Here is a 21,341-nt window from a genome sequence, read left to right on the forward strand (position 1 = left end):
AATGAGCGATCAGAAAAAAACCGGTGTCGAAATGCGTCGTCAGGTCATGGGCGATGCCTTCGTCGACCGCGCCCTGGGGAATGCCACCGAGTTCAGCCAGCCCCTGCAGGACTTCGTCAACGAACACGCCTGGGGCGGCGTCTGGAACCGTGACGGCCTGCCGCTCAAGACCCGCAGCCTGATCACCCTCGCCGCGCTGACCGCGCTCAAGTGCCCGCAGGAGCTCAAGGGCCACGTGCGCGGCGCCCTGAACAACGGCTGCACGGTGGAAGAGATTCGCGAGGCACTGCTGCACTGCGCGGTGTACGCCGGCGTACCGGCGGCGATCGATGCGTTCCGCGCCGCGCAGGAAGTGATCGACGCCTACCAGAAAGCCGACTGAGCGCGACAGGGCCGACTCAGATCCAGCCCCCCCACTGCAGGACGAAAATGCCGATGTTCGTCGTGACCGCCGCCATCAGCGTGGTGATCACGATGATCGCGGCCGCCAGTTCGTGGTTGCCATTGGCGGCACGGGCCATGACAAAACTGGCCGCCGCGGTCGGGCTGCCGAAGTAGAGAAACAGGATGCCCAGTTCCGCCCCACGGAAGCCGCAGAGCCAGGCACCCAGGGTCGAGAACAGCGGCATGCCGACCATCTTCACCAGGCTGGCGCTCAACGCCATGTCGCCACTCTTGCGCAACGCCGCCAGCGACAGGGTGCCGCCGATGCAGATCAGCGCCAGCGGCAGGGTCATCTGCGCCAGATAGTTGCCGGACGTTTCCAGCCAACCGGGCAGGCCGATCTGGAAGTAGGCAAAGGGCGCCGCCGCGATCACGCTGATGATCAGTGGGTTGCTCAGCACACTCTTGCTGATGCTCCACGGGTCGGACTTGATCACCGGGCTGTAGACCGCCAGGACGATGGTCGACAGGGTGTTGTAGAACAGGATCACCAACGCGGCGAGGATCGCCCCGAGGGAAATGCCGTAGTCGCCATACAGGCTGGCCGCCAGTGCCAGGCCAATCACCCCGTTGTTGCCACGAAAGGCGCCCTGGGTGTAGATCCCGCGGTCTTCCCGGGGGCAGCGCCAGATCGCCCAGCCCCAGGCCCCGGCGAAGGTCACCAGGGTGGCGACGACGAAGTAGCCCAGCACACCGGGCTTGAGGGCCGAATGCAGGTCGGCGTGAAGGATGCCGAGGAACAGCAGCGCCGGCATGTTGACGTTGAATACCAGTGCCGAGGCGGTGTGGATGAAGTTGTCGTTGATCCAGCCCACGCGCTTGAGCGCCACGCCGAGGAACAACATGGCGAAGACCGGAGCGGTGATGGTCAGTGTATCGAGAAAGATGGCCAGCATTGCCCTGAGAATCCGTTGCCCGTCGTTAGGAGGCTAATGATACGGCAAAGCGGGCCATCCTGCCCGAGCGGCTCAGTTGAACTGCGCGCGCATCCAGGCCTGGTACTGAGCGACTCCGGCCTCGCCCTCACGCGGGGCCCAGGCGGCCATCTCGCCCTCGCCCACCGGACGATACGGGCCCGCCTTGCACTCGAACATCACGGTATCGGGCTCAAGCACCACCAGGCCGTGGAACACGCCGGCCGGCAAGTCCACCGCCGGGCATTCGCCACCGGCCTGCAGGACGCGCCGGGTAACGACCTGACCGTCCTCGTCGAACACCAGCAGGCCCAGGCTGCCACGCAGCACCAGCAGGGTTTCCGCCTTGTCCGCGCTCAGGTGCCGATGGGGCGGCACATAAGTGCCCGGCTGCAGGCCGACCGCCATGCGGTGGCACGGCTCGTCCATCTCATGGAAGTTGTGGTGCGTGCGCCCACGGGGACTGGCCGCCGCCTTCGCGGCCAGGTCGGCGAACAACGCAGCGTCGAGAAAGCTGGGGCCGGCCATGGGTTACAGGCCCTTGACGGCAAAGATGCCGGCAGCGTTACGCCAGTAGCCCTTGTAGTCCATGCCATAACCGAAAATGTAGCGGTCGATGCACGGCAGCCCGACGTAGTCGGCCTTGAGGTCCGGCCGGGCCTTGCGGTCGTGTTCCTTGTCGATCAGGACGGCGGTGTGCACCTGGCGGGCACCGGCGTGCTTGCAGAAATCGATGATCGCGCCGAGGGTATGACCCTCGTCGAGAATGTCGTCGATGATCAGTACGTCACGATCGATGAACGAGACTTCCGGCTTGGCCTTCCAGAACAGCTCGCCGCCGCTGGTTTCGTTACGGTAGCGGGTGGCGTGCAGGTAGGACGCTTCCAGCGGGAAATCCAGGTGGGGCAGCAATTTGCCGGAGAAGATCAGGCCGCCGTTCATCACGCAGAATACCACCGGGTTGCGCTCGGCCAGGTCGGCGTTGATCTGGGCGCCGACACGGGCGATGGCCGCCTCGACTTCAGCGTTGGTGTACAGGCAGTCGGCTTCGCGCATGACTTGACGGATATGCTCGAGATCAGCGGACATGGCGCTCTCCAAAGGGTGCTCAAAGGGGACTTGCACAGGGGGCTGCGCAAGAAAAGCGGGCAAAGGTACGCACCCGCGCAGGTCAGATCAAGCGTTTCTGGACTAACGTACTACGGGTCTATAGGACATAAACCCCGGATAGATTAATCTAGGCCGGTTTTTTTGCCCGCCCTCGGAGCCTTTCCCTATGCCCATCCGTGAGATCCGCCACCCGCTGATCCGTCACAAGCTCGGCCTCATGCGCCGCGCAGACATTAGCACGAAGAACTTCCGTGAGCTTGCCCAGGAAGTCGGAGCGTTGCTGACCTATGAGGCGACCAAGGACCTGCCCCTCGAAGCCTATGACATCGAAGGCTGGTGCGGCACCGTACAAGTCGAGAAAATCGCCGGTAAGAAAATTACCGTGGTACCGATCCTGCGTGCCGGTATCGGCATGCTCGAAGGCGTACTCAGCCTGATCCCGGGCGCCAAGGTCAGCGCCGTGGGCGTGGCCCGCAACGAGGAAACCCTCGAAGCCCATACCTACCTGGAAAAACTGGTGCCGGAAATCGACGAGCGCCTGGCGATGATCATCGACCCGATGCTCGCCACCGGCGGCTCGATGGTCGCCACCATCGACCTGCTGAAGAAGGCCGGCTGCAAGGAGATCTGCGCCATGGTGCTGGTCGCCGCGCCGGAAGGTATCGCCGCGGTCGAGAAGGCCCACCCCGACGTGACCCTCTACACCGCATCCGTCGACCAGAAACTCAACGAACACGGCTACATCATTCCAGGCCTGGGCGATGCCGGCGACAAGATTTTCGGCACCAAGCAGAAGGACGCCTGAACATGCGGGATGAGTTCAACGACCCGCTCTGGCGCACGGTGCTGTCCGGTGCGCAGATGCTCTTCGTAGCGTTCGGCGCACTGGTGCTGATGCCGCTGATCACCGGCCTGGACCCGAACGTCGCGCTGTTCACGGCGGGCCTGGGGACTCTGCTGTTCCAGCTGGTCACCGGCCGTCAGGTGCCGGTGTTCCTGGCGTCGAGCTTCGCCTTCATCACCCCGATCATTCTCGCCAAGGGCCAGTTCGGCCTCGCTGCGACCATGGGCGGCGTGATGGCGGCGGGCTTCGTCTACACCTTCCTGGGCCTGGCGGTGAAGATCAAGGGCACCGGCTTCATCGACCGGCTGCTGCCGCCGGTGGTGATCGGCCCGGTGGTGATTTCCATCGGCCTGGCCATGGCGCCGATCGCCGCCAACATGGCGATGGGCAAGGCCGGCGATGGCAGCGAGCTGATCCCCTACCGCACGGCGATGCTGATCTCCATGCCGGCGCTGCTGACCACCCTGATCGTCGCGGTGTTCGGCAAGGGGATTTTCCGCCTGGTGCCGATCATCTCCGGCGTGCTGGTGGGCTTCGCCCTGTCGTTCTACTTCGGCGTGGTCGACACCGCGAAGATCGCCGCGGCGCCCTGGCTGGCGCTGCCGAACTTCACCGCACCGGAATTCAACTGGCAGGCGATCCTGTTCATCGTACCGGTGGCCCTGGCCCCGGCCATCGAGCATATCGGCGGGGTGATCGCGGTCGGCAGCGTGACCGGTCGCGACTACCTGAAGAAGCCGGGCCTGCATCGCACCCTGCTGGGTGACGGTCTGGCCACCACCGCGGCCGGCCTGTTCGGTGGCCCGCCCAACACCACCTATGCCGAAGTGACCGGCGCGGTGATGCTGACCAAGAACTACAACCCGAAGATCATGACCTGGGCGGCGCTCTTCGCCATCGCCCTGGCGTTCATCGGCAAGTTCGGCGCGCTGCTGCAGAGCATCCCGGTACCGGTGATGGGCGGGATCCTCTGCCTGCTGTTCGGCTCGATCGCAGCGGTGGGCATGAACACCCTGATCCGCCACAGGATCGACCTGGGCGAAGCGCGCAACCTGGTGATCGTCTCGGTCACACTGGTGTTCGGCATTGGTGGTGTGCTGGTCGGCAGTGGTACCGGCCCCGACGATTTCGGCCTGAAGGGCATCGCCCTGTGCGCCGTCGTCGCGATCGCGCTGAACCTGATCCTGCCGGGCAACGACGGCTGGAAGAAGAACAGGGCCGACGAGCCGCTGGCATAACCTCACCACGCCCCCCTGCAGGAGACGGGCTTGCCCGCGAAGCGCTTGGCGGCTTCAAGGGCAAGCCCGGCTCCTACAGGGAACGCGGAGCCCGCTCACAGAGCGTGTTCAGCGCCATCGCCCACTGCGGGTCATCGTTCAGGCACGGTACCAGCACCAACTCCTCGCCGCCCGCCTCGATGAACTGCTCGCGCCCACGGTCACCGATCTCCTCCAGGGTCTCGATGCAGTCGGCGACGAACGCCGGGCACATCACCAGAAGCTTCTTCACTCCGGCCTTGGCCAGTTCATCCAGGCGTGCCTCGGTGTAGGGCTCGATCCACTTCGCCCGCCCCAGCCGGGACTGGAACGAGACCGACCACTGCCCGTCCGCCAAGCCCATGTGCTCGGCAAACGCCGCCGCCGTACGCAGACATTGGGCGCGGTAACAGGTGGCAAGCACCGCTGGCGAGGCATTCCGGCAGCAGTCCGCATCCTTGAGGCAATGGCTGCCGGTGGGATCGAGCTTGGTCAGGTGGCGCTCCGGCAAACCGTGGAAGCTGAGCAGCAAATGATCGAAGCTCTGTTCCAGGTGCGGCCGGGTGCTGGCGACCAGCGCCTCGATGTATTCCGGCTGGTCGTAGAACGGCTGCAGGATGGAAAACTGCACATCCAGCCTCCGCTCCCTGACCACCCGCCGCGCCTCTTCGATCACCGTGGTCACCGTGCTGTCGGCAAACTGCGGATACAACGGCGCCAGCGTCACCTGGCGGATGCCCTGTGCCGCCAACCGGGTCAGCGTCGACTCGATCGACGGTTCGCCATAACGCATCGCCAGTTCCACCGGCCCATGCTGCCATTGCTCGGTCATGCGCTGCTGCAGACGTCGGCTCAGCACCACCAGCGGCGACCCTTCCTCCCACCAGATCGAGGCATAGGCATGGGCCGACTGCTCGGGCCGCTTGATCAGGATCAGCGACACCAGCAGGCGCCGGATCGGCCAGGGCAGATCGATCACGTACGGATCCATCAGAAACTGATTGAGGTAGCTGCGCACGTCCGCCACCGAAGTAGAGGCCGGCGAGCCCAGGTTGACCAGTAGCAACGCGTGATCGGTCATGCAATGTCCTATATCAGAGGCGACCCGACAGATCGTCGAGGGCCGCGGGCAGATCGGTGAACTGAAACTCGAACCCTGCCGCCAGCAGGCGCTTGGGCACGGCACGCTGGCCGCCCAGCAACAACTGCGACAACTCGCCGAGGCCGACCCGCAGCAGCGGAGCCGGCAGCGGGATCAGCGCCGGACGGTGCAACACCCGTCCCAGCGCCCTGGCGAAGTCGCGATTGCGCACCGGCCTGGGCGCGCAGGCATTATAAGGACCGCTGGCATCGCTGCGGTGCAGAAGAAAATCAATCAGGGCGATTTGATCCCGCAGGTGAATCCACGGCATCCACTGCCGGCCATTGCCGATCGGGCCGCCCAGGCACCATTTGAACGGCGGCAGCAGGCGCGACAAAAAGCCGCCCTCGGCCGCCAGCACGAGGCCGGTTCGCACCAGCACCACGCGCATGCCGAGGGCCTGCGCACGTTGCGCGGTCTCCTCCCAGGCAATGCACAACTGGCTGGCGAAATCCTCGCTGACCGGTGGTGAATCCTCGCTCAGCTCACGCTCGCCACCATCGCCATACCAACCCACCGCCGAGCCGGAAAGCAACACCGCCGGGCGTTGCTCCAGGCCTTCGAGCCAGGTCAGCAGGGTTTCGGTCAGCTGGATCCGACTGCTCCACAGCAGCGCCTTGCGCCGATGGGTCCAGGGACGCTCGGCGATCGGCGCACCGGCCAGATTGACCACCGCATCCAGCGGCTCGCCGGCCAACTCCTCCAGATGCCGCACGCCACGCACCTGGGCTCCGCACAGGCGGGCAACCTCCTCGGGCCGGCGACTCCACACCGTCAGGTGATGACCTTGCGCCAACCAGTGCTCGCACAACCGACGCCCGATCAAACCAGTACCGCCTGTCAGCAATATGTGCATGAGAGCGTCCTCGCGTAACGTTTTGCCAAGAGCGTTAGTCTACTTTTATAGGCAAGGCTCTTTTCTTTTCGACTGTTTTAACAATAGGACAGCTTCAGACGACAGGATGGTCGCGACTTATACCTAAAAATAAGATTGTACAGGTTTTACCGACGGCGTAGTCTGTGCAAACAGGTAACGAGGTCCCTATGACTGTACCTATCGCAATAATCGGTGCCGGTATCGCCGGACTGTCAGCCGCTCGCGCGTTACACGATGCCGGGCACGCCATCGAGCTGTTCGACAAAAGCCGCGGCAGCGGCGGGCGCATGTCGAGCAAACGCAGCGACGCCGGGTCGCTGGACATGGGCGCCCAATATTTCACGGCCCGCGACCGCCGCTTCGTCAACGAAGTGCAGCGCTGGCAAGGCCAGGGCTGGGTCGCCGAATGGGCGCCAAAGCTCTACACCTGGCAGAACGGCCAGCTCAATCTATCGCCGGACGAACAGACCCGCTGGGTCGGCACCCCGCGCATGAGCGCCATCACCCGCGGCCTGCTCGGCGATCTGCACAGCCACTTCAGCTGTCGGATCACCGAAGTCTTCCGGGGTGAACAGCACTGGCACCTGCAGGATGCCGAAGGGGTCACCCACGGCCCGTTCAGTCACGTCGTCATCGCCACACCGGCGCCCCAGGCCACCGCGCTGCTCGCTGCCGCGCCGAAGCTCGCCGGTGCCGCCGCGGGGGTCCAGATGGAGCCGACCTGGGCGGTCGCCCTGGCCTTCGAGAGCGCGCTGGAGACGCCCATGGAAGGCTGCTTCGTACAGGACAGCCCGCTCGACTGGCTGGCCCGCAACCGCAGCAAGCCGGGGCGCGACAACCGTCTCGACACCTGGGTCCTGCATGCCACCAGCAGTTGGAGCAAGCAGCACCTGGACCTGTCCAGGGAAGCGGTGATCGAGCACCTGCACGGCGCGTTCGCCGAACTGCTGCACATCACCATGCCCGCCCCGGCCTTCACCCTTGCCCACCGCTGGCTCTATGCACGGCCGGCCGGTGCCCGCGAATGGGGGGCGCTGGCCGACGCCGACCTGGGCCTGTACGTGTGCGGCGACTGGTGCATGTCCGGCCGGGTCGAAGGCGCCTGGCTCAGCGGCCAGGAAGCCGCCCGCCGGCTGCTGGAACACCAGGCATGAATCGCATCAACCCACGCAAACTGCTGCTGTCGAAGTGGACAGCAGCCCGGCCGGAGAACCGGGAAAGACATTTCCTGGTCACCGAGCTGTTCCACGATGAAACCGGCACGCTATTGCTGGAGCTGGAACTGCAGGCGGTACTGACCCGCCGCAACCAGCGCATCCCCTGGCAACAGTTGCAGAACGCCGAACGCTGGCGCATGGGCTGGCGATAAGCGGACCAGGGCAATCCTGTACAAAGAATTTGACTTGTACAAGATAGAACCTATGATGAAACCTAGTTGTACAAGAATTCACGCTTGTACAAGTAATTCGTCGAGGTTCTGCAATGCCCACGTCCAGCGTCTCCCGCACCAAACCGAAGATCGCCATCAGCGCCTGCCTGATGGGCGCCGAAGTGCGCTACAACGGCGGGCACAAGGAATCGCGGCTGTGCAGCCAGAGCCTCAGCGAGCATTTCGATTTCCTCCCGGTCTGCCCGGAAGTGGCGATCGGCCTGGGCACACCGCGCGAGCCGATCCGTCTGGTCGGTGACCCGCAGCAGCCCAGGGCCGTGGGCACGGTCCATGGGGAGCGGGACGTCAGCCAGGCGCTGACCGACTACGGCACGCGCATGGCGAATGAGCTGACGGATATCTGCGGCTACATCTTCATGCAGAAATCCCCGTCCTGCGGACTGGCGCGGGTCAAGGTCTACCAGGATCGCGGACGGCCCGCCGAGCACGCCGGTCGTGGCCTGTTCGCCGCCGCCTTCTGCGCCCTGCATCCCGACCTTCCGGTGGAGGAAGAGGGCCGCCTGAACGACCCGGTGCTGCGCGAGAACTTCCTGACCCGGGTGTTCGCCTACGCCGACTGGCAGCAACTGCTCGCCGCTGGCCTGAGCCGCCGCGCCCTGACCGAATTTCACTCGCGCCACAAATACCTGCTGATGGCCCACAACCCGGAGCAGTACAAGGTACTGGGCAACCTGCTGGGCAGCATGGGCAGGGCCGATCCGAACGAGATCGGCCCGCACTACTTCAGCCAGTTGATGAGCGCCCTGAAGAAATGCGCCACCCGCCGCACCCACACCAACGTCCTGCAGCACCTGAGCGGCTACCTGAAGCATTCCATCAGCGCCGAGGACAAGCAGGAAATGCAGCAGGTCATCGGCCAGTACCGCCTCGGCATCGTCCCGCTGGTGGTGCCGCTGACCCTGCTCAAGCACCACTTCCGCCAATACCCCGATCCCTACGTGGGCCTGCAGGTCTATCTGCAACCCCACCCGGAAAACCTCAGCCTGCGAAACTCGATCTGATCATGTCCAAGCCTCTCCCCGAAGACGATGAGTCCCATCCCGACTATGTCAGCGCCCTGGCCGCCGGCTGGCTGCCGATTCGCGAAGTCGCCCGGCAGACCGGGGTCAATGCCGTCACCCTGCGTGCCTGGGAACGTCGCTATGGCCTGATCGTGCCCCATCGCACGGCCAAGGGTCATCGGTTGTTCTCCGCCGACCACGTGCAACGCATCCAGGCGATCCTGACCTGGCTGAATCGCGGCGTGGCGGTGCGCCAGGTCAAGCAGTTGCTCGACGCCCCGCAACCGCCCGCCGAGGCGCCGGAAAACGACTGGCACCGGTTGCACCAGGACCTGGTCCAGGCCATCGGCCGCCTGGACGAGCGCCAGGTCGACGACCGTTTCAACCAGGCGATGTCGCTGTACCCGCCGCGCACCGTCTGCGAACAGTTGCTGATCCCGCTGCTGGCCGAACTCGAACAGCGCTGGCAGGGCCAGTTCGGCGGACAGATGGAGCGGGTGTTCTTCCATTCCTGGCTGCGCAGCAAGCTGGGCGCACGGATCTACCACAACAACCGCCAGCTCAGGGGCCAGCCGCTGCTGCTGGTCAACCAGTCGGACCTGCCGCTCGAACCCCACCTGTGGCTGACCGCCTGGCTGGCGAGCAGCGCCGACTGCCCGGTGGAAGTCTTCGACTGGCCGGTGCCACCCGGCGAACTGGCGCTGGCCGTCGAACAGCTCAAGGCCCGCGCGTTGCTGCTGTATTCCAGCAAGACCCTGAATATGGCGGCGCTGCCCAGGCTGATCGGCGGGATCGAACAACCCGTACTGATCGCCGGTGCCTCGGTGTGCATCCACGCCACCGAACTGTCCGCCTGTACTGACGACCACCCCGGACTGAGCCTCGCCCAGGATCCGTTGGCGGCCTGCCAGAGCCTCACCCGGCTCGGCCTGCTCTGATGCTCCCCGGCCCCAAGGAATGACTATGCAATTGTTCTGGCTGCGCACCGACCTGCGCCTGCATGACAACACCGCGCTCAGCGCCGCGGCCCGCAGCGGGCCAACGGTGGCGGTGTACCTGCTCACTCCCGGGCAATGGCGGGCCCATGACGATGCACCGTGCAAGGTCGACTTCTGGCTGCGTAACCTGCACGAACTGGGCCAGGCGCTGGCCGGGCTGAACATCCCGCTGCTGATCCGCCACGCGGATACCTGGGACCAGGCCCCCGCCGTCCTGCTCGAACTGTGCCAGTCGCTGGGCATTGATGCCGTGCACGTCAACGAGGAATATGGCGTACACGAAACCCGCCGCGACCGCGCCGTGAGCAAGACCGTCGAGGCCCACGGCATCGCCTTCCACAGCCATCTCGACCAACTGTTCTTCCGCCCGGGCAGTGTCCTGACCCGTACCGGCGGCTACTTCCAGGTCTTCAGCCAGTTCCGCAAGGTCTGCTACAGCCGCCTGCATGGCGCCTTACCGGCGTTGGTGCCGGCCCCTGCGACCCAGGCGCCCCTGCCGATCGGGAGCGACCCGGTTCCAGCCGCGATCGACGGTTTCGACAGCCCCTCCCAAGCCTTGCGCGACCTCTGGCCCGCCGGTGAAAGCGAAGCCCGGCGACGTCTGGAGCACTTCGCCGACCAGCAGATCGACGCCTACCAGAGCGAACGCGACTTCCCGGCCAAGCCCGGCACCAGCCAACTCTCCGCCTACCTGGCCGCTGGGGTGGTGTCCCCGCGCCAATGCCTGCACGCGGCCCTGCAAAGCAACCAAGGCGAGTTCGACAGCGGCAACGCCGGCGCCATCACCTGGATCAATGAACTGCTCTGGCGCGAGTTCTACAAACATATCCTGGTCGGTTATCCGCGGGTCTCGCGGCATCGCGCGTTCCGCCCGGAGACCGAAGCCGTGGCCTGGCGCCATGCGCCCCGGGACCTGGAGGCCTGGCAGCAGGGCCGCACCGGCCTGCCGATCATCGACGCCGCCATGCGCCAGTTGCTCGACACCGGCTGGATGCACAACCGCCTGCGCATGGTGGTGGCGATGTTCCTGACCAAGAACCTGCTGATCGACTGGCGCGAGGGCGAGCGCTTCTTCATGCGCCATCTGATCGACGGCGACCTGGCGGCCAACAACGGCGGCTGGCAGTGGAGTTCCTCCACCGGCACCGATGCGGCGCCGTACTTCCGCATCTTCAACCCGATCAGCCAGTCGCAGAAATTCGACAGCGAAGGCCTGTTCATCAAGCACTGGCTGCCGGAACTGGCGGCGCTGAACAAAAAGGACGTGCACAACCCGGCCGCCCTCGGCGGGCTGTTCGGCGTGCCCGGTTATCCGCAGCCGATCGTCGATCTGGCCAGCAGTCGCGACCGGGCCCTGGCCGCGTTCAAGAGCCTGGCGCCGCGCCAGGATGACGGAGGTCTGCATGAGTGAGTTCCTGCGCGACTTCGCCCGGCGCTTTTGCGCCGTGGACAGGCACAACCTGGGGCTGCTCGACGAACTGTACAGCGAGGACGTGCACTTCACCGACCCGCTGCACGAGGTTCACGGCCTGCCGGCGGTGCGCCGTTATTTCGCCGACCTGTACAGCAACGTCAGCGAACTGGCGTTCGACTTCCACGGCTTCGACCCGGTTCGCGACGGCGAAGGCTACCTGCGCTGGCACATGAGCTACCGCCACCCCAGGCTGGCCGGTGGCAAGCCGATCCATGTCGAGGGCTGTTCCCATCTGCTCTGGCACGAAAAGGTCTATCGCCATCGCGATTACTTCGATGCCGGCGCCCTGCTCTACGACCACCTGCCGTTGCTCGGCTGGGCCACCGCATGGCTGAAAAGGAGAATGGCATGAGTCCCAAACCCCCACGCCGCATCTGGCTGACCGGCGCCAGCAGTGGCATCGGTGCCGCCGTGGCCGAAGTGTTGCTCAAGGGTGGCGCCCGACTGGCGGTCAGCGCACGCAATGAACAGGCCCTGGAGGAGCTCGGCGAGCGTTATCCGGGCCAGGTGCTGGTGGTTCCCGGCGACCTGACCGACAGCCAGCAGGTGCGCGAGATCGGTGAACGCATCAGCCAGGCCTGGGGCGCCCTCGACACGGTGATTCTCAATGCCGGCACCTGTGAATATGTCGACGCCCGGGAGTTCGATGCCTCGGTCGTCGAACGGGTGGTACGCACCAACCTGCTCGCCAGCAGCTATTGCATCGAGACCGCCCTGCCGCTGCTGCGGGCCGGCACCACACCGCACCTGGTCGGCATCGCCAGCGCCGTGACCTTCCTGCCGCTGCCGCGCGCCGAGGCCTATGGCGCCTCGAAAGCCGGCATGCGCTACCTGTTCGAATCGCTGCGCATCGACCTGGCCTACGAGGGAATCGACGTCACCATCGTCAGCCCCGGCTTCGTCGACACGCCGCTGACCCGCAAGAACGACTTCCCGATGCCGCTGAGCTGGCCTGCCGACAAGGCCGCCGAGCACATCTGCGAGAGATTGCCTCGACGGCCGCTGGAAATCGCCTTTCCGGCCCTGTTCATGGCCGGGCTCTGGCCGCTGTCACGCCTGCCCAGGCGCCTGCAACTGGCGATCGGCAAGCGCATGGCGCGCAACGGCCAACAGACCGAGGACCGCTCATGAAGATCGCCCTGATCGGCAGCGGTATCTCCGGCCTGACCTGCGCCTACCTGCTCAACCGGCAGCACTCGATCACGCTGTTCGAAGCCGCCGAATGGATCGGCGGCCACACCCATACGGTCGAAGTCACGGTCAACGGCCAACGCCATGCCATCGACACCGGCTTCATTGTCTTCAACGACTGGACCTACCCGAACTTCATCCGCCTGCTCGGCCAGCTCGGGGTCGGCCACAAGCCCACCGAAATGAGTTTTTCGGTGCATGACCCGGCCAGCGGCCTGGAGTACAACGGCAACAACCTCAACAGCCTGTTCGCCCAGCGCAGCAACCTGTTGTCGCCCGGCTTCTGGGGCATGTTGCGCGACATCCTGCGCTTCAACCGCCAGGCCCTCGCCGACCTCGAGCAACAGCGCATCGCCGCCGACACCACCCTCGGCGCCTATCTGCGCGATGGCCGCTACGGCGAACGCTTCATCCAGCACTACATCGTGCCGATGGGGGCGGCGATCTGGTCGATGTCACTGGCGGACATGCTCGGTTTCCCGTTGCAGTTCTTCGTCCGTTTCTTCAGCAACCATGGCCTGCTGTCGGTCAACGACCGTCCGCAGTGGCGGGTCATCGAGGGCGGTTCAAGCAGCTACGTGGCCCCCTTGACCGCCGGTTTTCGCCAGAACATCCGCCTCAACTGCCCGGTGACCCGGGTCGAACGCGACGAACAGGGCGTGGTTATCCACAGCGCCGCCGGCAGCGAACGCTTCGACAAGGTGGTGTTCGCCTGTCACAGCGACCAGGCCCTCCGGTTGCTGGCCGAACCGAGCGAGGCCGAGCGGCAGATCCTCGGCGCCCTGCCTTACGCTGACAACGAGGTGGTGCTGCACACCGACACCCGACTGCTGCCGCAGCGTCCACTGGCCTGGGCCAGCTGGAACTATCGCCTCGGCGGCCAGCGCCAGGCGGCTGTGACCTACAACATGAACATCCTCCAGGGTCTCGTCAGCGACACCACCTTCTGCGTCAGCCTCAACCAGACAGCCGACATAGACCCGCGCAAGGTTCTGGCCCGCTACACCTACGCCCACCCGCAATACAACCTGGCCGCCATCGCCGCGCAGCAGCGCTGGGAGGAATTGTATGGTGATCGCCATACCTACTACTGTGGCGCCTACTGGGCCAACGGTTTCCACGAAGATGGCGTGAACAGCGCCCTGCGGGTGGCCGGTGCCTTCGGGGAGCAGCTGTGAACAGCGCCCTGTACAGCGGCTGGATCAGCCACCGGCGCTTTGCGCCCCGGCGCCACGCCTTCCGCTACCGGATCGGCCTGCTGTACCTGGACCTCGCCGAGCAGGACAACGTCCTCGGCCTCTCCCCCCTGGCCGGCCGCCACCGCTTCGCCCCCTTTGCCTGGCGCGAGACCGACCACCTGTGCGCCTTCACCCGCCAGGGCATGCCGTTGATCGACGCGGTACGCCAGCAGGTTGCCCTGGCCCTCGGCCAGGCGCCGCAAGGCGCCGTGCGCCTTTTGACGCAACCACGCAGTTGGGGGTTGTCGTTCAACCCGGTGAGTTTCTTCTACTGCTTCGACAGCGACGAGCGCCTGGCGGCGATTCTCTGCGAGGTGACCAACACGCCCTGGGGCGAGCGCTACCACTACGTGCTCGCCGCCAACGGCGCGGGCCATCAGCATGTCACGGCGGCGAAGTCGTTCCATGTCTCGCCATTCCTGCCCCGCGACCTGCAATACCGTATGAGTTTCAGCCAGCCCGGCGAACGCCTCGGCGTGCACATGGCCGACTGGCAGGGCGAACTGAAGCTGTTCGATGCCACCCTCGACCTGCAACGCCAGGACCTGGACCGGGCCAGCCTGCATCGCCACCTGTGGCGCTTTCCCTGGATGAGCGCCAAGACCTGCCTGTCGATCTACTGGCAGGCCCTGCGCCTGCTGCTCAAACGGACACCCCTCTTCTCCCACCAGGCCGCCGATGGCGCCTTCAGCATTGCCACCGCGCAACCCGAGGAACAACGTCATGAAAAGTCCTAGCCTGGTGACCAGGAACAACCTGTGGAGCGCCAACCGCTTCAGCACCGGTCTGCTGCGCCGTGGCGTGCTGCGCCAGTTGAGAGCGCTGCGTCACGGCCAGTTGCTGGTGGTCGAGGACGGCGAGCGCCAGCTGTTCGGCCAGCCCGGCAGCGGCCTGCTGGGCGAGATCCATGTCCAGGACCCGGCGGCCTGGGGCCTGGTCGCCGGCAACGGCTCGATCGGCGCCGGCGAGGCCTTCATCCATGGCTACTGGACCAGCCCGGACCTGACCGCGGTGATCCGCGTGTTCGTCAGCAACCTCGACGTGCTCGATGCCATGGAAGGCGGCCTGGCCCGACTGGGAAGGCCCTTCATCCAGGGATTGCACTGGCTCAATCGCAACACCCGCCAGGGCTCGCGCAAGAACATCGCGGCTCACTACGACCTGGGCAACGACCTGTTCGAGCAGTTTCTCGATCCGACCATGATGTACTCGGCGGCGCAGTTCCTCAGCCCCGAAGACAGCCTGGAACAGGCCCAGTTGAATAAGCTGGAACGCATCTGCCAGAAGCTGGAACTGAAGCCGGGCGATCACCTGCTGGAAATCGGTACCGGCTGGGGCAGCATGGCGATCCATGCCGCCCAGCACTACGGCTGCAAGGTCACCACCACCACGCTGTCCCGCGAACAGCTGGCCTATGCCCGCCAACGCGTCGAGGCCCTGGGCCTGCAGGACCGGATCACCCTGCTGCTGGAAGACTACCGGGACCTCACCGGCCAATACGACAAGCTGGTCTCCATCGAAATGATCGAAGCCGTCGGCCATCGTTTCCTGCCCGACTACTTCCGCCAGTGCGCCCGCCTGCTCAAGAGCGACGGCCTGATGCTGCTGCAGAGCATCACCATCCGCGAGCAACGTTATGAACAGGCGAAGAACAGCGTCGACTTCATCCAGCGCTACATCTTCCCTGGCGGGGCGCTGCCCAGTGTGCAGAAGCTGCTTGAGGTGGCCGGTCAACACACCGACATGAACCTGCTGCACATGGAGGACTTCGGCCTGCACTACGCGCGCACCCTGCGCCTGTGGCACGAGAATTTCCAGCAGGCCCATCCGCGCCTGGCCGAGCTGGGCTATGACGTGTATTTCCTGCGCCTGTGGGAGTTCTACCTGTGTTACTGCGAAGGCGGTTTCCTCGAACGCGCCCTGGGCACCGCGCAACTGCTGCTGGCCAAACCGGCGGCACGGCCGCAGCCGTTGCTCGGGCGCTTCGAGGGCTGAACGACGGGACGCTACAGCGGCATCGTGTAATGCAGGGCGTAGCTTTCGATACCGTCGTTCGGCGTGCGGATACCGGCATTGGAATAGTGGGTGGCGCGAATCCCCACTTCATGCCCACCGGCAAAGCGCAGGCCGAAACCGAGACGGTCCTCGAACTGGAAGGCCGAGCCGAGCTTGTTGTCCTCGATTTCCGTGTGGGCGAAAAGCGCCACGCCGATCCCCGCCTCGATATAGGGTTTGACCGAAGCCCCGGAGAACTCGTACACGAACACCGGCGAGAACGACAGGCTGTGGTTGCTGGAAACCTTATCGCCGTCCCAGTAGGTGTAAGCGCCGTTCCAGTAGCCGGTCAGGCGACCGACGTCGCTTTGCAACCAGCTTTTATCCCAATCCCATTGCAGGCCCAAGCGGTAGGTCTGGGTCGAATCGCTGGTCTGGCCAAGGGAAAACTCGACACCGGCCGCTTGTGCCGTCACGCCATACATCAGGGTCGCGGCCGTCAACGCAGCCAGACAGAACAATCTCTTCATCAGAAATATCCTATTTCAAAGGGATGTTTTACAGCGAGGAAGACCTTCAATAGAAGCGTGACGCGAGGCAGAAGTTCAGCAAATTCCAGGGCTTTTTCAAGAATTTTCCTAACGTTCGAAGCTTTCCACGCTGCCTGGTTTATTCCATAGCATGGGCAGGATCTTTCCGAGGTGATGCGGATCAGCACTGGTCCAGAACCGCGCCTCGCGGGCTGGCCCCGTGGACAACAGGTCGCGGGCCTGCAACAGGCGCTGGAGCTGCCGGGCTACTGCGGCGCCGGTGTCGATCAGGCTGATGGAGGCGGGAACCATCTCCAGCAGCAGCGGCTTGAGGAACGGATAGTGGGTGCAGCCGAGAATGATGGTGTCGCAACCGGCCGCCAGCAATGGCTCGACATAGCTGGACAACAGCTGGCGCAGGGCCTGGCTGTGCAGGTCGCCGCCCTCGATCATCTCGACCAGCCCGGGACAGGGCTGGGTGACCACCCGCACATCGTTGGCGAAGCGGTCGAGCAAGGCGGCGAACTTGGCGCTCTGCAAGGTACCGGTGGTCGCCAGCACGCCGACCACGCCACTGCGGGTGGCGGCGGCGGCCGGCTTGACTGCCGGCTCCATGCCCACCAGCGGCCAGTCCGGGTAACGCTGGCGCAGGTCGGCGACCCCGGCGACAGTGGCGGTATTGCAGGCGATCACCAATGCCTTGGCCCCCTGCTCGCGCAGGAAGCCGGCAATCACCTCGCAACGCTGGCGAATGTATTCCGGGCTTTTTTCACCGTAGGGAATGTGCCCACAGTCGGCGATATACAGCAGCGATTCGTTGGGCAGCAGACGGTGGATTTCATTGAGTACCGACAGGCCGCCGACACCCGAGTCGAACACCCCGATCGGCGCCTCACGCATGGCGGCTACCGCAGACGCTGCACTGCGGGTCGCGCTTGACCCGTAGCTCACGGAACTTCGTACTCAAGGCATCGACCAGCAACAACCGGCCAACCAGCGGGTCGCCAAAGCCGGCGAGCAGCTTCAGCGCCTCCAGGGCTTGCAGGCTGCCGACCAATCCCACCAGCGGGCCAACTACTCCGGCCTCGCTGCAGGTCAACTCGGCCTCGCTGCCGTGGCCGTACAGGCAGTGGTAGCACGGGCTGTCGGCGCGACGCGGGTCGAACACCGACAACTGGCCTTCGAGACGGATCGCCGCTCCGCTGACCAGCGGCTTGCCGGCCGCCACGCACGCGGCGTTGACCGCCTCGCGGGTGGCAAAGTTGTCACAGCAGTCGAGCACCAGGTCGACAGCGGCGATGGCCACGCCCAGACTGTCCTCATCCAGGGCCTGGCGATGGGCGACCAGGCGCACCTCGGGGTTGAGCGCGGTCAGCCGGCGCACGGCCGAGTCGACCTTGCTCGAACCGACGCTGTCGGTGTCGTGGATGATCTGGCGTTGCAGGTTGGTCAGGTCGACGCTGTCGAAATCCGCCAGGTGCAACTCGCCCACGCCGGCGGCAGCCAGGTACAGGGCCACCGGCGCACCGAGGCCGCCAAGACCGACGATCAGCACCCGGCTGTGTTTCAGGCGCAACTGGCCGTCGATATCGACCTGTCGCAACAGGATCTGCCGGCTATAGCGCAACAGCTCCTGATCGTTCAGCACGGCAGCCGTCCCAGGCTGATGCGCTGATGACCGCCCAGGTCGGTGCGGCTGTGCACCTCGCTGAAACCTTGCGCCGCCAGCAGCCCGCGCACCGCGTCGGCCTGGTCGTAACCGTGCTCGAGCAGCAACCAGCCACCGGCCTCCAGGTGCGCGGGTGCCTGGGCGATGATCGTGCGCAGGTCCTCCAGGCCATCGGCACCGGCCACCAGGGCACTGGCCGGCTCGAAGCGCACGTCACCCTCGGCCAGGTGCGGATCGGCCGCGGCGATGTAGGGGGGGTTGCTGATGATCAATTGAAAACGCAGGCCTTGCAGGGCACTGAACCAGTGACTGTGCAGCACCGTGGCGTTATCCAGGCCCAGACGCTGGCGATTGCGTTCGGCCAGGGCCACCGCTTCCGGCACGCGGTCCACCGCCGTGACCTGCCAGGCCGGGCGCTCGCTGGCCAGGGCCAGGGCAATCGCGCCGGTGCCGGTGCCGAGGTCGAGCACCCTGGCCGGGGTGGCCGGCAGCAGTTCCAGGGCGGCTTCCACCAGCAACTCGGTATCCGGGCGCGGAATCAGGGTGTGCGGCGCGACCTCCAGGTCGAGCTTCCAGAAGCCCTGCTGGCCCAGGATGTAGGCCACCGGCTCACCTTCGCGGCGGCGCTGGAGGAAATCGCCGAAGGTCTGCGCGTCCTCGCTGCTGACGATCTTTTCCGGCCAGGTGTGCAGGTAACTGCGGGATTTGCCCAGGGCCGCCGCCAGCAGCAACTCGGCGTCCAGGCGCGCGGTTGGCGAGTCGGGCAGTTCAGCGGCGCGCAGCAGGCTGGCAATAATAGTCATTCAGTCACCCAGCGCCGCCAGTTGGTCGGCCTGGTATTCGGCCAGCAGCGGTTCGATCACCGCCTCGACTCCACCGGCCATGATTTCGTCCAGGGAGTACAGGGTCAGGTTGACACGGTGATCGGTGACCCGGCCCTGGGGGAAGTTGTAGGTACGGATACGCTCGGAGCGGTCGCCGGAGCCCACCAGCAACTTGCGCTCGCTGGCAATCGCGTTGGCGGCGGCGCTGGCCTGCTGGTCATTGAGCTTGGCCGACAGCCAGGCCATGGCCCGTGCCCGGTTCTTGTGCTGGGAACGCTCTTCCTGGCACTCCACCACGATCCCGGACGGAATGTGGGTGATGCGGATCGCCGAATCGGTCTTGTTCACGTGCTGGCCGCCCGCCCCCGAGGAGCGGTAGGTGTCGATGCGCAGGTCGGCCGGGTTGATCTCGATGGCTTCCTGTTCGTCCGGCTCGGGCAACACGGCCACGGTGCAGGCCGAGGTATGGATACGCCCCTGGGACTCGGTGGCCGGTACGCGCTGCACACGATGGGCGCCCGATTCGAATTTCAGCTTGCCGTAGACATTCTCGCCCTCGACCCGGGCGATGACCTCTTTATAGCCGCCATGCTCGCCCTCGCTTTCCGAGAGAATCTCCACCCGCCAGCCGCGTTTTTCGGCGTAACGCGAGTACATGCGGAACAGATCGCCCGAGAAGATCGCCGCCTCGTCGCCGCCGGTACCGGCACGAATCTCGAGGAACACGTTGCGTCCGTCGTTGGGGTCCTTGGGCAGCAGCATGCGTTGCAGGGTGGATTCCAGCTCGACCAGTTGCTCCTTGGCCTCGCGGACTTCCTCGACCGCCATTTCGCGCAGGTCCGGGTCGCTGTCCTTGAGCAGCGCCTGGGCGCCCTCGAGGTCCGCCTGCACCTTCAGCACCTGCTGGTAGGCGGCGACGATCGGCTCGACCTCGGCGTACTCCTTGGAGTAGGTGCGGAACCTGGCCTGGTCGGAAATGACCTCGCCATCGCCAAGCAAGGCGGTCAGTTCCTCGAAACGGTCCTGGAGGACGTCCAACTTTTTGAGCAGTGACGCTTTCATTGCGGTTTCTTATCCGAAAAGCTATCCGATGAGCCCTCACGGAGGGCAAAGAGTTCCTGCGCCATGGCCAGCGCATCGAGACGGCCTTCGGCGGACAACTTCTTCAGTTGCACACTGGGCGCATGCATCAACTTGTTGGTCAGGCCGCGGGCCAGTTGCATCAGCACGTCCTCGGCGCTGTTGCCATTGGCCAGCAGACGCTGGGCCTTTTGCAATTCTTCGTCACGCAGGCGCTCGCTCTGCTGGCGGTAGGCACGCAGCACATCCACCGCGGCCAGCTCGCGCAGGCGCGCCATGAAGTCGTCGACGCCGTTGCTCACCAGTTCCTCGGCCGCCTGCGCGGCGCCCTGGCGGCTCTTGAGGTTCTCGGCGACCACTTCGTGGAGATCGTCGACGGTATAGAGGTAAACGTCGTCCAACTCGCCGACTTCCGGCTCGATATCCCGGGGGACGGCGATGTCCACCATGAAGATCGGCTTGTGCTTGCGCAGCTTCAGTGCGCTTTCCACGGCGCCCTTGCCGAGAATCGGCAACTGGCTGGCGGTGGAACTGATGACGATGTCGCTGTGCACCAGCTCCTGGGGAATGTCGGCCAGCAGCACCGCATGGGCACCGAACTCCTCGGCAAGGGTCTTGGCCCGCTCCAGGGTCCGGTTGGCCACCACGATACGCTTGACGCCCTGCTCGTGCAGGTGGCGGGCGACCAGGGTGATGGTCTCGCCGGCACCGATCAGCAGCGCGGTGCTGCGCTGCAGGTCGCTGAAAATCTGTTTCGCCAGGCTGACGGCGGCAAACGCCACCGACACCGGGTTCTCGCCGATGGCGGTATCGGTGCGCACCTGCTTGGCGGCACTGAAGGTGGCCTGGAACAGCCGCCCGAGCAGCGGACCGACGGTCCCGGCTTCGCGTGCCACGGCATAGGCCGACTTCATCTGGCCGAGAATCTGCGGCTCGCCGAGCACCAGCGAATCCAGCCCGGAGGCGACACGCATCATGTGACGAACGGCCGCATCGTCCTCGTGCACATAGGCGCTGGCACGCAGCTCTTCCAGGCTCAGGTGGTGATAATCGGCCAGCCAGCGCAGTACCGTCTCCGCCGCCAGGTGATCCTGTTCCACATACAGTTCGCTGCGATTGCAGGTGGAGAGGATAGCGGCTTCCCGGCTGTCGGTCAGACGGCAGAGCTGCTGCAGCGCCTCCACCAACTGCTCGGGAGTGAACGCCACGCGCTCGCGCACGTCTACGGAGGCCGTCTTGTGGTTGATGCCGAGTGCGAGGAAGGCCATTCAAGGTCGCTGATGATGTCGAGAAGCCGACAATTGT

The 21,341-nt window shown here is 65.2% G+C and carries 24 protein-coding genes; 13 read left to right on the plus strand and 11 right to left on the minus strand.

The annotated features are described in order from the left end of the window. Position 1 precedes the first annotated feature (1 nt). Positions 2–382 (plus strand): carboxymuconolactone decarboxylase family protein, encoded by a 381-nt coding sequence (locus ACMGT0_RS27020; protein ID WP_054060698.1) that lies wholly within the window; start codon positions 2–4, stop codon positions 380–382. Positions 383–398: 16 nt separating this feature from the next. Here the strand turns inward: ACMGT0_RS27020 and ACMGT0_RS27025 are convergent, their stop codons facing one another. The 3 genes from ACMGT0_RS27025 to ACMGT0_RS27035 form a co-directional block, all read right to left on the minus strand. Beyond that, a complete protein-coding gene (locus ACMGT0_RS27025) occupies positions 399–1,340 on the minus strand; it encodes an AEC family transporter (protein WP_054060697.1) in 942 nt (313 codons plus the stop codon). 72 nt (positions 1,341–1,412) lie between these two features. After that, positions 1,413–1,886, minus strand: coding sequence for a WbuC family cupin fold metalloprotein (locus tag ACMGT0_RS27030; protein ID WP_054060696.1), 474 nt, complete (start codon positions 1,884–1,886; stop codon positions 1,413–1,415). Positions 1,887–1,889: 3 nt separating this feature from the next. Continuing rightward, complete coding sequence (locus tag ACMGT0_RS27035) at positions 1,890–2,447, minus strand: hypoxanthine-guanine phosphoribosyltransferase (protein ID WP_054060695.1); 558 nt, start codon at positions 2,445–2,447, stop codon at positions 1,890–1,892. A gap of 187 nt (positions 2,448–2,634) precedes the next feature. On the opposite strand from ACMGT0_RS27035, the gene upp reads away from it, so the two are divergent. Together upp and ACMGT0_RS27045 are read left to right on the plus strand one after the other, a co-directional pair. Beyond that, positions 2,635–3,273 carry a uracil phosphoribosyltransferase gene (gene upp / locus ACMGT0_RS27040; protein WP_416770520.1) on the plus strand — a complete coding sequence of 213 codons (639 nt, stop codon included), beginning with the start codon at positions 2,635–2,637 and terminating at the stop codon, positions 3,271–3,273. Between the two features lie 2 nt (positions 3,274–3,275). Next, complete coding sequence (locus tag ACMGT0_RS27045; RefSeq protein WP_054060693.1) at positions 3,276–4,550, plus strand: uracil-xanthine permease family protein; 1,275 nt, start codon at positions 3,276–3,278, stop codon at positions 4,548–4,550. A 73-nt stretch (positions 4,551–4,623) separates the two neighbouring features. On the opposite strand, the gene hemH is transcribed toward ACMGT0_RS27045, so the two are convergent. Beyond that, on the minus strand, positions 4,624–5,649 hold the full coding sequence (gene hemH / locus ACMGT0_RS27050) for a ferrochelatase (protein ID WP_416770523.1): 1,026 nt from the start codon (positions 5,647–5,649) through the stop codon (positions 4,624–4,626). A gap of 13 nt (positions 5,650–5,662) precedes the next feature. Further along, entirely contained in the window at positions 5,663–6,565 is a 903-nt protein-coding gene (locus tag ACMGT0_RS27055; protein ID WP_054060691.1) for a TIGR01777 family oxidoreductase, read from the minus strand. A gap of 188 nt (positions 6,566–6,753) precedes the next feature. On the opposite strand from ACMGT0_RS27055, the gene ACMGT0_RS27060 reads away from it, so the two are divergent. The 10 genes from ACMGT0_RS27060 to ACMGT0_RS27105 all read left to right on the plus strand — a co-directional run bounded on the left by ACMGT0_RS27060 (position 6,754) and on the right by ACMGT0_RS27105 (position 15,933). Continuing rightward, positions 6,754–7,740 (plus strand): NAD(P)/FAD-dependent oxidoreductase, encoded by a 987-nt coding sequence (locus tag ACMGT0_RS27060; RefSeq protein WP_273823964.1) that lies wholly within the window; start codon positions 6,754–6,756, stop codon positions 7,738–7,740. Further along, positions 7,737–7,955: a TIGR02450 family Trp-rich protein gene (locus ACMGT0_RS27065; RefSeq protein WP_054060988.1), complete on the plus strand. Its 219-nt coding sequence runs from the start codon at positions 7,737–7,739 to the stop codon at positions 7,953–7,955. The genes ACMGT0_RS27060 and ACMGT0_RS27065 overlap by 4 nt, the downstream gene beginning before the upstream one ends. Positions 7,956–8,068: 113 nt before the next feature. After that, positions 8,069–9,037 (plus strand): YbgA family protein, encoded by a 969-nt coding sequence (locus ACMGT0_RS27070; RefSeq protein ID WP_416770526.1) that lies wholly within the window; start codon positions 8,069–8,071, stop codon positions 9,035–9,037. Positions 9,038–9,039: 2 nt separating this feature from the next. Beyond that, positions 9,040–9,975 (plus strand): MerR family transcriptional regulator, encoded by a 936-nt coding sequence (locus tag ACMGT0_RS27075; RefSeq protein ID WP_054061756.1) that lies wholly within the window; start codon positions 9,040–9,042, stop codon positions 9,973–9,975. Positions 9,976–10,000: 25 nt separating this feature from the next. Continuing rightward, complete coding sequence (gene phrB, locus ACMGT0_RS27080; protein WP_416770528.1) at positions 10,001–11,446, plus strand: deoxyribodipyrimidine photo-lyase; 1,446 nt, start codon at positions 10,001–10,003, stop codon at positions 11,444–11,446. Then, positions 11,439–11,861 (plus strand): nuclear transport factor 2 family protein, encoded by a 423-nt coding sequence (locus tag ACMGT0_RS27085; RefSeq protein WP_054060984.1) that lies wholly within the window; start codon positions 11,439–11,441, stop codon positions 11,859–11,861. The genes phrB and ACMGT0_RS27085 overlap by 8 nt, the downstream gene beginning before the upstream one ends. Continuing rightward, complete coding sequence (locus ACMGT0_RS27090; protein WP_416770530.1) at positions 11,858–12,640, plus strand: SDR family NAD(P)-dependent oxidoreductase; 783 nt, start codon at positions 11,858–11,860, stop codon at positions 12,638–12,640. Before ACMGT0_RS27085 ends, ACMGT0_RS27090 begins: the two co-directional genes overlap by 4 nt. Further along, the gene (locus ACMGT0_RS27095; protein WP_416770532.1) at positions 12,637–13,878 is read left to right on the plus strand and encodes an NAD(P)/FAD-dependent oxidoreductase; all 1,242 of its coding nucleotides are present in this window, start codon (positions 12,637–12,639) and stop codon (positions 13,876–13,878) included. The genes ACMGT0_RS27090 and ACMGT0_RS27095 overlap by 4 nt, the downstream gene beginning before the upstream one ends. Beyond that, positions 13,875–14,675 (plus strand): DUF1365 domain-containing protein, encoded by an 801-nt coding sequence (locus ACMGT0_RS27100; protein WP_273823975.1) that lies wholly within the window; start codon positions 13,875–13,877, stop codon positions 14,673–14,675. The genes ACMGT0_RS27095 and ACMGT0_RS27100 overlap by 4 nt, the downstream gene beginning before the upstream one ends. Beyond that, a complete protein-coding gene (locus ACMGT0_RS27105) occupies positions 14,662–15,933 on the plus strand; it encodes an SAM-dependent methyltransferase (protein WP_054060980.1) in 1,272 nt (423 codons plus the stop codon). Before ACMGT0_RS27100 ends, ACMGT0_RS27105 begins: the two co-directional genes overlap by 14 nt. An 11-nt stretch (positions 15,934–15,944) precedes the next feature. On the opposite strand, the gene ACMGT0_RS27110 is transcribed toward ACMGT0_RS27105, so the two are convergent. From ACMGT0_RS27110 to hemA, 6 genes are all read right to left on the minus strand, one after another. Then, entirely contained in the window at positions 15,945–16,463 is a 519-nt protein-coding gene (locus ACMGT0_RS27110) for an acyloxyacyl hydrolase (RefSeq protein WP_054060979.1), read from the minus strand. 108 nt (positions 16,464–16,571) lie between these two features. Next, the gene (murI, locus tag ACMGT0_RS27115; RefSeq protein ID WP_416770535.1) at positions 16,572–17,363 is read right to left on the minus strand and encodes a glutamate racemase; all 792 of its coding nucleotides are present in this window, start codon (positions 17,361–17,363) and stop codon (positions 16,572–16,574) included. Beyond that, on the minus strand, positions 17,356–18,111 hold the full coding sequence (locus ACMGT0_RS27120; RefSeq protein WP_416770537.1) for a molybdopterin-synthase adenylyltransferase MoeB: 756 nt from the start codon (positions 18,109–18,111) through the stop codon (positions 17,356–17,358). Before ACMGT0_RS27120 ends, murI begins: the two co-directional genes overlap by 8 nt. After that, on the minus strand, positions 18,105–18,935 hold the full coding sequence (gene prmC / locus ACMGT0_RS27125) for a peptide chain release factor N(5)-glutamine methyltransferase (protein WP_416770539.1): 831 nt from the start codon (positions 18,933–18,935) through the stop codon (positions 18,105–18,107). Before prmC ends, ACMGT0_RS27120 begins: the two co-directional genes overlap by 7 nt. Next, a complete protein-coding gene (gene prfA, locus ACMGT0_RS27130; protein WP_054060645.1) occupies positions 18,936–20,018 on the minus strand; it encodes a peptide chain release factor 1 in 1,083 nt (360 codons plus the stop codon). It abuts the gene before it with no gap. Further along, positions 20,015–21,304 (minus strand): glutamyl-tRNA reductase, encoded by a 1,290-nt coding sequence (gene hemA / locus ACMGT0_RS27135; RefSeq protein ID WP_054060644.1) that lies wholly within the window; start codon positions 21,302–21,304, stop codon positions 20,015–20,017. Before hemA ends, prfA begins: the two co-directional genes overlap by 4 nt. Between the last annotated feature and the right edge of the window lie 37 nt (positions 21,305–21,341).

The sequence above is a fragment of the Pseudomonas sp. RHF3.3-3 genome (assembly GCF_048069595.1).
Lineage (GTDB): Bacteria > Pseudomonadota > Gammaproteobacteria > Pseudomonadales > Pseudomonadaceae > Aquipseudomonas > Aquipseudomonas fuscovaginae_B.